11 protein-coding genes are annotated in these 9,310 nt (G+C 59.6%); 5 read left to right on the top strand and 6 right to left on the bottom strand.

From position 1 onward, the window contains the following. Positions 1–671: L,D-transpeptidase (locus ACIREA_RS19425; RefSeq protein ID WP_397383997.1), on the top strand; the 671-nt coding region annotated here is incomplete at its 5' end. A 9-nt stretch (positions 672–680) separates the two neighbouring features. Here the strand turns inward: ACIREA_RS19425 and ACIREA_RS19420 are convergent. Continuing rightward, positions 681–1,439 (bottom strand): DUF3313 family protein, encoded by a 759-nt coding sequence (locus ACIREA_RS19420; RefSeq protein WP_397383996.1) that lies wholly within the window; start codon positions 1,437–1,439, stop codon positions 681–683. A gap of 143 nt (positions 1,440–1,582) precedes the next feature. Between ACIREA_RS19420 and ACIREA_RS19415 the strand changes: the two genes are divergently transcribed. Then, positions 1,583–2,323 (top strand): glycosyltransferase, encoded by a 741-nt coding sequence (locus tag ACIREA_RS19415; RefSeq protein WP_397383994.1) that lies wholly within the window; start codon positions 1,583–1,585, stop codon positions 2,321–2,323. A gap of 9 nt (positions 2,324–2,332) precedes the next feature. On the opposite strand, the gene ACIREA_RS19410 is transcribed toward ACIREA_RS19415, so the two are convergent. The 4 genes from ACIREA_RS19410 to hisC all read right to left on the bottom strand — a co-directional run bounded on the left by ACIREA_RS19410 (position 2,333) and on the right by hisC (position 5,862). Then, positions 2,333–3,874 (bottom strand): LysM peptidoglycan-binding domain-containing protein, encoded by a 1,542-nt coding sequence (locus ACIREA_RS19410; RefSeq protein WP_397383993.1) that lies wholly within the window; start codon positions 3,872–3,874, stop codon positions 2,333–2,335. A gap of 74 nt (positions 3,875–3,948) precedes the next feature. Continuing rightward, on the bottom strand, positions 3,949–4,374 hold the full coding sequence (locus ACIREA_RS19405) for an HNH endonuclease (protein WP_397383991.1): 426 nt from the start codon (positions 4,372–4,374) through the stop codon (positions 3,949–3,951). Further along, entirely contained in the window at positions 4,371–4,724 is a 354-nt protein-coding gene (locus ACIREA_RS19400) for a hypothetical protein (protein ID WP_397383989.1), read from the bottom strand. Before ACIREA_RS19400 ends, ACIREA_RS19405 begins: the two co-directional genes overlap by 4 nt. 43 nt (positions 4,725–4,767) lie before the next feature. Then, entirely contained in the window at positions 4,768–5,862 is a 1,095-nt protein-coding gene (hisC, locus tag ACIREA_RS19395; protein WP_397383988.1) for a histidinol-phosphate transaminase, read from the bottom strand. An 88-nt stretch (positions 5,863–5,950) separates the two neighbouring features. On the opposite strand from hisC, the gene ACIREA_RS19390 reads away from it, so the two are divergent. From ACIREA_RS19390 to ACIREA_RS19380, 3 genes are all read left to right on the top strand, one after another. Further along, complete coding sequence (locus ACIREA_RS19390) at positions 5,951–7,207, top strand: MgtC/SapB family protein (RefSeq protein ID WP_397383987.1); 1,257 nt, start codon at positions 5,951–5,953, stop codon at positions 7,205–7,207. A 62-nt stretch (positions 7,208–7,269) separates the two neighbouring features. Further along, entirely contained in the window at positions 7,270–8,232 is a 963-nt protein-coding gene (locus tag ACIREA_RS19385) for a DnaJ C-terminal domain-containing protein (protein WP_397383986.1), read from the top strand. Position 8,233: 1 nt separating this feature from the next. Next, positions 8,234–8,488 carry a chaperone modulator CbpM gene (locus ACIREA_RS19380; protein ID WP_397383985.1) on the top strand — a complete coding sequence of 85 codons (255 nt, stop codon included), beginning with the start codon at positions 8,234–8,236 and terminating at the stop codon, positions 8,486–8,488. A gap of 4 nt (positions 8,489–8,492) precedes the next feature. On the opposite strand, the gene ACIREA_RS19375 is transcribed toward ACIREA_RS19380, so the two are convergent. Further along, a partial coding sequence (locus tag ACIREA_RS19375; RefSeq protein WP_397383984.1) for a Gfo/Idh/MocA family oxidoreductase occupies positions 8,493–9,310 on the bottom strand: 818 nt, incomplete at its 5' end.

Below are 9,310 nucleotides of genomic sequence, written 5' to 3'. Positions count from 1 at the left end.
ACAGCGCCCCAGAGCTGCTGGAGTTCATCAATAAGCCTTTGAAGATGGGCGCCCTCAAGCCGGGGGATGTGGTCAAAGTCCCTGCGGTGCAGCCGTTCCTCATCGAAGAACTCACGGAAGTTCCCAAGCTGCCTGAAGTGCCGGAATTTCTCACCCGTGTCATCAAGATCGACACCCGGGAAAAGGTGCTTGATGTGTGGGACGGTGAGAAGTTGCTCGCCACTCTGCCCATCACGCCCGGCATCGGCCATCTGGCCACGCCGCCCGGCACCTGGCGCATCCTGGGCATCACGCAGATGCCCACCTTTCGCTGGGACAAAAGCGTGCTCGAGTACGGCGTGCGCAGCGGCAACTTTTACGAACTACCCATCGGCCCAAACAACCCTGTGGGAGTCATGTGGATCGGTTTGAACCGCCCTGGCATCGGCATTCACGGCACGAACTCGCCGCAGAATATCGGCCGCACTTCCAGCCATGGGTGCATGCGCACGGCCAACTGGGACGTGGTGCGGCTGGTGAAACTGCTCACCCAGGGCATGACGGTGATCATTGAAGGTCCGGCTGCAGAGCCGCGCCCGGTCGTGATCGCCAAGGCGCTGCCTGTGGCCCCTGCTCCGCCGCCGCCCGAGCCCAAGCGCGGCTTCTTCTCCAGGCTGTTCGGCAGGAAATAGAGGTGACTCTCAATTGGGCCGCAGCGTGATGGAGCCCGAATCCTTCACTTTCCAGCCCCGCGGAGACCGCGTCATCTGCTCAAACTGCAGGGCCCAGTAGCGGATGGTGTTCATGGCATGACCGTAGGGCTGGTAATCCCGCAGATTGATGAAGGTCAGCTTGTCGCTCTCGTTGTCAGCGAACTGGAAGAAGGCCCTGCCAGACACAGAGTCCACCACCTTGCCCTCGATGGCCATGTTGCCTTTGGTGAAATAGGCCGCCAGTCCGATCACTGGCGTGACCACAAACTTCAGCACGGTGACCATCGCGTTTCCCTTTGGGCTGGTGGGATTGAGTTCCGTGATCGCCAGTTGCAGCGTCAGTGTATCCTTGCCGGGCTGGTTCACGAGTCGATAGAGCGGCGTCGGTGAGTGACGAAAGGCAGCCACAAACTCCTCACGCAGGCGCACCGCCACATCCACCTCCCGGCGCTGCACTCCACCCCAGGCGACCTCCCCGGAAGAAAAGGCCCGGTTGAGCGGACGCAAATAATGCAGCGTCACAGGAGCGATGAAGAGTTTTCGTTTCGACTTTCCCTGCGCGAGCAGCTGCGGATCAGGCGTGGTCCAGATTTCTTGAAAGCCCAGCTGTTCACGCGCATCCTGCGCCAGCCAAGGCTGCTCAAAAAAAGGCGACAGACCCACAGGCTGCGCTTTGAGCATGCGATTCGTCGAACTGCATGCAGGCAGCACCAGCAGCAGCGCGAAAATGGAGTGCGGATAACGCATGGTGGATGAGTCCTCGATAAAGACACAGAACCCGCCTGCTCCGCAATACCAGACCATCGCAGCCGTACAAAAGATGCCCTGCCTCCACGGATTTAGCTTTTACCGCCCGCGCTTTCTGCCGAACATCGGTCATCAGTCCTTTCATGCCACCAGCCACCGTTCATATCGTGATTCCCTGCTATCAGGAAAGCGGGCGCATCGGGCCGTTCCTCACGGAATTGTGCGCGGTCACGCATGAACTGGGTGGCGTGAGCATTCAGGTCGTGGAAGACGGCTCTGACGCGGAGGAGGCGGCACGGATGCGCGACATCATCATCCCGCTCTGCAACCAGAACGAGCACCTGCTCCCTCCCATGTTTCTGCCGCAGAACCTGGGCAAAGGCGGTGCCGTGTATGCCGGCTGGGATCAGGCACCGCTGGTGGACTGGCTCGCTTTCGTGGATGCAGACGGCTCCTGCTCTGCCACCGAAGTCGCCAATCTCATCCGCCGTGTCCGCCTGCAACCAGTCCCGCTGACAGCGGTGTTTGCCTCCCGTTGGGATCAAACCAGTTCCAAGGTTCAGCGGCAGTGGAAGCGCCGGCTCATGGGCCGCATCTTTGGCACTCTCGTAGCCACCTTGCTGCGCATCCCCATCCACGACAGCCAGTGCGGGCTCAAATTCTTGCCGCGTTCGGCGTACCAGCGCATCGCCCCGACCTTGCGCATTCATGGCTTTGCCTTTGATGTCGAACTGCTCGCCGCCCTGCATGACAGCGGCTGCGAGTTTGAGGAAGCCTCCATCGCCTGGCACGAAACCCCCGGCGGCCATGTGCATTTGATCCGCGACTCGTTCCGCATGGCACGGGATGTTCTCGCCATCCGCAGACACCGCGCGAAGCGCTGATCCATCCTCTTATTCCCACTTCAATTCGGTGCCCGCAGGCAGCAGACGCACAGCGCGGGCGATGTCCCAGTTCGTCATGCGGAAGCCGCCGATGCTTTCCTGCTTCGTCATCATACCGGGGATGCTGGTGCCATGCAGACCGTAGGGCAGTGGTTTGGGATCACCGCTCTTGGCCAGATTGATCCACACAATGCCCACTGGATTGTTGGGTCCGGCAGACAGCCGGTAGGGCACCGTCATGGGTGCGGCGGCATCGCCGGTGCTTGATAGACGAGGACGCGCAACCACATCGAGAATCTTCCACGTCTTGCGCCCACGCAATCCCGGGCGCGCTGCTGAGACCGGCATGCTGGCAATGACAGCATCTCCGCGACGAATGATCAGCCGGCTCACTCCCAGCATGCTGGCTGAGATGGGGGCTGCAGGATCTGCGGCAGGCTGCAGCGGCTCTGCCAGCGCATTTTCAATTTCGAACGGCAGCACATTCGGCACCAGAAACACCGCACCGGGAACATTGGCGTTCTTGATGCCGGGATTGATGTGTCGCAGGAACGACTCGGCAGCATGAAACCGCTCGGCCACAAATTCCCAGCCAGAGCGGTAGGACATGAAAGTCTCATGCGTCAGTTCTTCAAAGGTGGGTGGTGGCTCCACGACCTTTCCCTTCGTCTTGCCTCCGGCGGCGCTGCCAGGATGAGGTGAAATCCAGCGCATGTCAGCTGCCGTGAGCACATACTCCACATAGGGGCCACCGATGGCTTTCATAGCCGCCGAGGGATGGCCTTCAGGAGTGTGCAGCTCTCCGGGATGAGCTTTTTCAAAGGCCTTGTACGCCGCGTCATACACCGGCCCCGCCGTGCCATCGATCGGACCGATGGTGAATCCCTGCCGGTCCAGAAAAGCCTGGATGAGCACCAAGGATGCAGCCCCCCAGGCCGCAGGTGGCAGCGCGCGGTGGGGTTTGGTGGCGATCAATACCGGCGCCTCCTCCTTCACGGGGGAAGGTGCTTTTTTAGGCTTCTCCTTGGCCGGGGCCTTGGCCGCGGCTTTTTCGGCAGCTACTGCTGCGTCGACCATTGCTTTGATGTCACTCTCCCCTGGAACTTTCACCACCTGGCCGATGACAATTCGGTCGTTTTTCAGATCATTGAAAATCCTGAGCTGGTCCACCGTCACGCCATTGGCATGTGCAATCTTGGTGAGAGAGTCTCCTTTTGCCACCACGTGTTCGATCATCGTCGCGGGTGGACCTTTGGGAGCAACCTTGGTTGCAGGCGTCGCTTTGGCCACCGTTTCAGGTGTGGCTTGAGCACCGGGCTTTGCCGCAGGAGCTTCGGCAGGCACATCAACGGGCAGGCCCCAGGCTGCGGCATCCGAGGGCTCCACCTGCCAAGGCCACTTCACCGCCAGATCCAATCCGGGCTCAATGGTGGGAACCGCAGGCTTCGCCGTTTCCACCTGAGCCATGATCATGCCTGGCAGACAGCCTGCCAGCACGGGCAGAACGCAAAGCATCCACGTGAACTTCGATGGCAAAAGTTTCAGCATCATGCGGCATTCAATCCGCATTTGCTGCATTCACAAGTCACTGTTCACACCGGCGCAGCGAAAACCATTCATTCACATCACTGGACAACATCAGGGAACGCCCCCGCGGCGATGAACCATTCACGTTCAATGATCCGCTCTGGAGCATTAAACTGCAGCAGGTTCGCTGTGACGCGCCCCACGGCTGTTTTGGGAATGATAAACAGGCCGCTCAGTTCAAAGTGATCCCGCCAGTCCTGCTGGCGTGGATGAAACAACGCAGTAAGCTCCTTGGTGGCCGGATCCAGAGAGGAAAGGTCGCTGCCCTTGAACTGATTGCACGCGATGCATGACATGGCGAGATTTTCTGCAATGGTCTCCCCACCGTGTTTTTGTGCGATGACATGGTCCACCTGATGTGCGTGAAAGCCCAGTTCGGCAGGAGCTCGACAATACTCACAATATCCTCCAGCTCTGGCCTGCACCTGCCGGCGCAGTTCTGCTGGAATATGTGCCGTGCTCATGCCGCCTGCAATTTCACTCGGGCTCTGGCCTTGGCGATGCGCACGAGATGCTCAACGCGCATGATCTGCTCCCACTCGGCCTGCTCACTTTCCTCCAAACCTTCCTGACGTTTTTTCTCGAGCAAGAATGCGGTGCGTTCGGTCAGTTGTTCGGATGGATGCAGCGCCAATACCTCCTGGGCCGAAGGCAGATCAGCCAGAGTCTCGATAACGTCATCCAATGCCTGGATTTCACCGGTTTTGCGCCCTTGCCATGACCTCAATCCAGCGGAGAGCACAGCAGCCATGTCGGATGCTTTGCTCGGCAGGAAAGCCGCGAATTCGTCAGGAATCTGAAGCGTCAGCGTCATGGAGACAAAGTGTGCGCCACAGAATGCATTCTGCAAGCCTTCTCTATTTCCCCAGCACCTGCTTCAGCACCTCGATGCAGCGCTCGTTCTGCGGCATGGTGCCGATGCTGATGCGCACCCATTCGGGGAGCTTGTAGGCAGCCATGGCGCGGACGATGACGCCCTTGTCCATCATGGCTTTGAAGACGGCATTACCATCGCCGACATTGACGAGGACGAAGTTGGCGTAGCTCGGGATGTATTCGAGTCCCATGTCGCCAAACTGCTGCTGCAGGTAGGCGCGGCCTTCATCGGTGATGGCCTTGGTCTTGTTCTGGTGCTCTTCATCGAGCAGTCCTGCCAGCGCACCTGCCTGGGCGATGGAGTTGAGATTGAAGGGCTGCCGCGTGCGCTGCAGCACGTCGATGAGTTCCTTGTTCGCGATGCCGTAGCCGACGCGCGTGCCTGCGAGACCCTGAATCTTCGAGAACGTGCGCAGCACGACGACGTTGCGGCCTTCACGAACGTACTTGAGCGTGTCCGGCGGATTGTCGAGGAACTCATAATAAGCCTCGTCGAACACGACGACGACATGCGCCGGCACCTTGGCCATGAAACGGTCGATCTGCTCCTGGGTGACGAGCGTGCCTGTCGGGTTGTTCGGGTTGGCGATGAAGACTTCCTTCGTGTTCGGCGTGATGGCGGCGGCCATCGCATCGAGGTCATGCACGTAGCCGGGATCCGGCACTTCGATGGTGTCAGCACCAAAAACCTTGGCCATGAGTTTATAAACGAGGAAGGCGTGCTCGGCGGTGATGATGTTGTCGCCGGGCTTGAGGAAGGCGTGGCCGATGAATTCGATGACTTCATTGGAGCCGCAGCCCATGATGATGTTGCCCATTTCCAGGCCAAATTTTTCCGCCAGCGCATTGCGCAGCTTCCATGAGGCGCCGTCCGGGTAGATGTTGACCTCTTTGACGGCCTCCTGCATCGCCACGATGGCCTTGGGCGACGGCCCGAGAGGGTTCTCGTTGGAGGCGAGCTTGATGATGTCCTCCGGCTTCAAGCCGCGTTCACGGGCCACATCTTCGATGGGTTTGCCGGGTTCGTAAGCGACGAGATCTTTGAGCTGTGGGTTGGCGTAGTTCCAGATGGACATGGTTGGTGGCTTGGAGTCCTTTTCTTGGACTGGGATGGCGACGATGGCAAGTCCGTGTAAAGTCTCCCTGAGACTTCGTTTACCTGCCATGCCAACCCCGCTGCCCGAAACCACGGAACTGCTGCAATCCCTAGGCACCGCCATCGGGCTGGGGTTGCTCGTCGGTTTGCAGCGCGAATGGGTGCAGAATCGCGTCGCGGGCATCCGCACCTTTGCCCTGCTGACGCTCTTCGGTGCGCTGACCGGCCTGCTGGGGAATGCCTATGGCAGCTGGGTGATTGCCGCAGGATTCATCACCTTTGCCTGCATTGTCGTGCTTGGCAGCTGGCTGCGGCAGGCAAAACGACCGCCGGTTACCGGCCTCGCCACGGAAATGGCGATGCTTGTGATGTTTACAGTGGGCATCATCACCATGCTCGGAGAGCGGCTTCTGGCCGTCATGATCGCGGGCGGTATCATGGCGCTGCTCCAAAGTAAAAAAGGGCTGCATGCCATGGTGCGGCATTTCGGTGAGGAGGAACTGCGCGCCATCGTCCGCCTCGTGCTCCTGGGTCTCGTCATTTTGCCCGCGCTGCCGAACCGCGAGATGGGTTATCTCGGCGTGCTCAATCCCTTCGCCATCTGGCTCATCGTGGTGCTCATCGTGGGCATCAGCCTTGCAGCGTACATGGCTGAAAAATTTCTGGGGGGATCCAAAGGAGCGTCGGTGGCGGGCGTTCTCGGTGGATTGGTGTCCAGCACCGCCACGACTGCCAGCAGCGCACGTCGCAGCAAAATCTCCAGTGCAGGCAGCATGTCGCTTGCTGCCATGGCGTTGATCGCCTCCGCCGTGGCGTTTGTGCGCCTGCTGACGGAGGTGATGATCGTCGCCTCCGATCACATTCGCGAGCTGCTGCCGCCACTCGTTGCCATGATGTTTTGGGTCGGACTGATCGCCGCCGTGGCGCATCGGCTGGCAGAAAATGCCGACTCTGAACCCGTGGATGAGCACCCGCCGTCCGAGCTGAAAAATGCTGTCTTCCTCGGGCTGCTCTATGCACTGGTGCTGGTCATCGTGGCCTATACCCGCCAGCACAGCAGTTCCGCAGGCTTGTACGTGGCTGCCTTTCTTTCTGGCCTGCCAGACATGTCGGCCATCACGCTCTCGACCTCACGACTGGTCAACACGGGGCATCTCGAAACCTCCGTCGCCTGGCGCATGATTCTCGTCGGTGGCATGGCCAATCTGTGTTTCAAAATGTTTTTTGTGATCGCCCTCGGTTCCCGAGCTTACATCAAACCTGCCTTGCTCGGCCTGCTGATGTCAGTCGCAGGAGGTGCGGCCATCCTGGCCTTCTGGCGCTAACTGCAAAGAATGCAGCACGATTCACAACGACATGTCGCTGTGCGACGTAATTGTATTCCATCATGCCCGCCGAATTTAAAGACTACTACGCCACCCTTGGGGTCGCACGCGATGCCAGCGCGGACGAGATCAAGAAGGCCTTCCGTAAACTGGCCCGTCTCTACCATCCCGACACCGCCAAGGACAAAAAAACCGCCGAAGCCAAGTTCAAGGAGATCAATGAAGCCAACGAAGTGCTCAGCGATCCAGAGAAACGCAGGAAGTATGACACCTTGGGAGCCAACTGGCAGGACGCAGGAAATTTCCAGCCTCCGCCGCAGGGAGCAGGCGGCCATGAGCAGGAGTTCCACTTTGGCGGCACGGGGTTCAGCGACTTCTTCGAGCAATACTTCAGCGGAGGCAGCCGCTATGGCTTCCCTCAGGGCTTTGAAGAAGAAATCCCCAACGGGGCCGCGAAGAAAGGCCGCGCACGGCGTGGCCATGACATCGAGGGCGACATCCTCGTCACGCTGGAGGAAGCCATGCACGGCACGCAGCGGCCGATTTCGCTGCAAACAGTGAACCGCCAGACCGGCGCGGTACAGACGCACAGCTTCGAAGTGCGCATCCCGCCCGGTGCCACTGATGGACGCCGCATTCGCGTCCCCGGCCAGGGTGAACCCGGCCAAAATGGCGGTCAGGCAGGAGACCTCTACCTGCGCGTGCGCCACGCTGCGCATCCTGAATTCACCACGGAAGAGGCCGATGTGCATCACGATCTAGACCTCGCCCCATGGGAGGCTGTGCTGGGGGCTGAGGTGATCGTGCCGACACTCGACGGTTCCATCAAGCTGCGCATCCCCGCCGGCAGTGAAAATGGCCAGAGCCTGCGCGTACGTGGTCGTGGCCTGCCCAAAGGCAAGACCGCCGAGCGCGGCGATTTCTTCGTGAAACTCCAGGTCGTGCTGCCAACCAAGCTCAGCGATGCCGAGCGTACACTGTGGGAACAGCTGCGCAGCGCCTCCACCTTCAACCCACGCGCCTGATATGAGCGACTCCACACCTCAAACCTACTCGCTGGAAATCCTCGCCGAGACGACCGGTGTCTCCACGCAGATGATCGTGCAGTATCAGGAACATGGCATCATCCATCCGGACTTCGATGACGAGACAATACGCACTCTGCGCCGCATCGAGGCGCTGCGCGAAGCCTGCGAAATGAACCTCAGCGGCCTCAAAATGCTCACGCAGCTGCTCGATGAAGTCGAGCAACTGCGCCAGGAATTGCGAGCCAGACGCTGAGAGCTTAAGTGAACTGCGTCACCCCGGGCACCGGCATCGGAGTCGGTTCAAATTTGTCGCCGAACTGAAGATTATCAGGCGCGAGATCCTGCTTGGAGGACAGCATAGCCAGCGCCACACGCGCGGATTTTTTATCCTTCCCTCCGCCCTGATCAGCAGGTGCAGCCTCTTCCTTCCAAAGAATTTTCTGCCCCGTGTAGGCAGCTTCACGGCCCATGATGGCAATCAGCGTGCTGCTCATCATGCGGTCCCCGTCATTGATGACCTCTCCTTTGCGGATGGCATTGAAGAGCGCCTGATGCTCCAGATCGTACATGTTCTTCTCCTCACCACGCCAGCGCCAGCGTTTTTCGCCGTCGATGAATGGTGCAGAACCTTTGCCGATGACCAGCTTGCCCTTGGTGCCTTGGATGTTGTCGATGACTTCGTTGTGGCAGCCATTGATCTGACGATTGGTGATGTGGCAAAGAATGCCGCCATCCCATTCAAAGGCGCAGTGGAAATGGTCAAAGATATTCCCGCCTTCTGCCTGACGCTGGCGGCCGCCCGTGGCGATGACACTCAGTGGAGGAGTGTCCTTCATGGCCCAGCAGATCTTGTCGAGGCTGTGCACAGCCTGCTCCACGAGGCTGTCACCGCTGAGCCAGGAGAAATTATACCAGTTGCGCACCTGCCACTCCACATCGCCCATCCCGGCGGGGCGTCCTGCCGCAGGCGGCATCACTTTGACCGGGCCGGCGTAATAGGTCGCCAAAATGCTGGTGATGTCGCCGATCTGGCCTTCATGCAGGCGCTTGTAGCATTCGATGCGGCTGGTGGAAT

This window comes from Prosthecobacter sp., assembly GCF_044373815.1.
GTDB lineage: Bacteria > Verrucomicrobiota > Verrucomicrobiia > Verrucomicrobiales > Verrucomicrobiaceae > Prosthecobacter.
The sequence above is the reverse complement of the archived record's forward strand: the minus strand, read 5'-3'. Positions and strand labels throughout refer to the sequence as shown.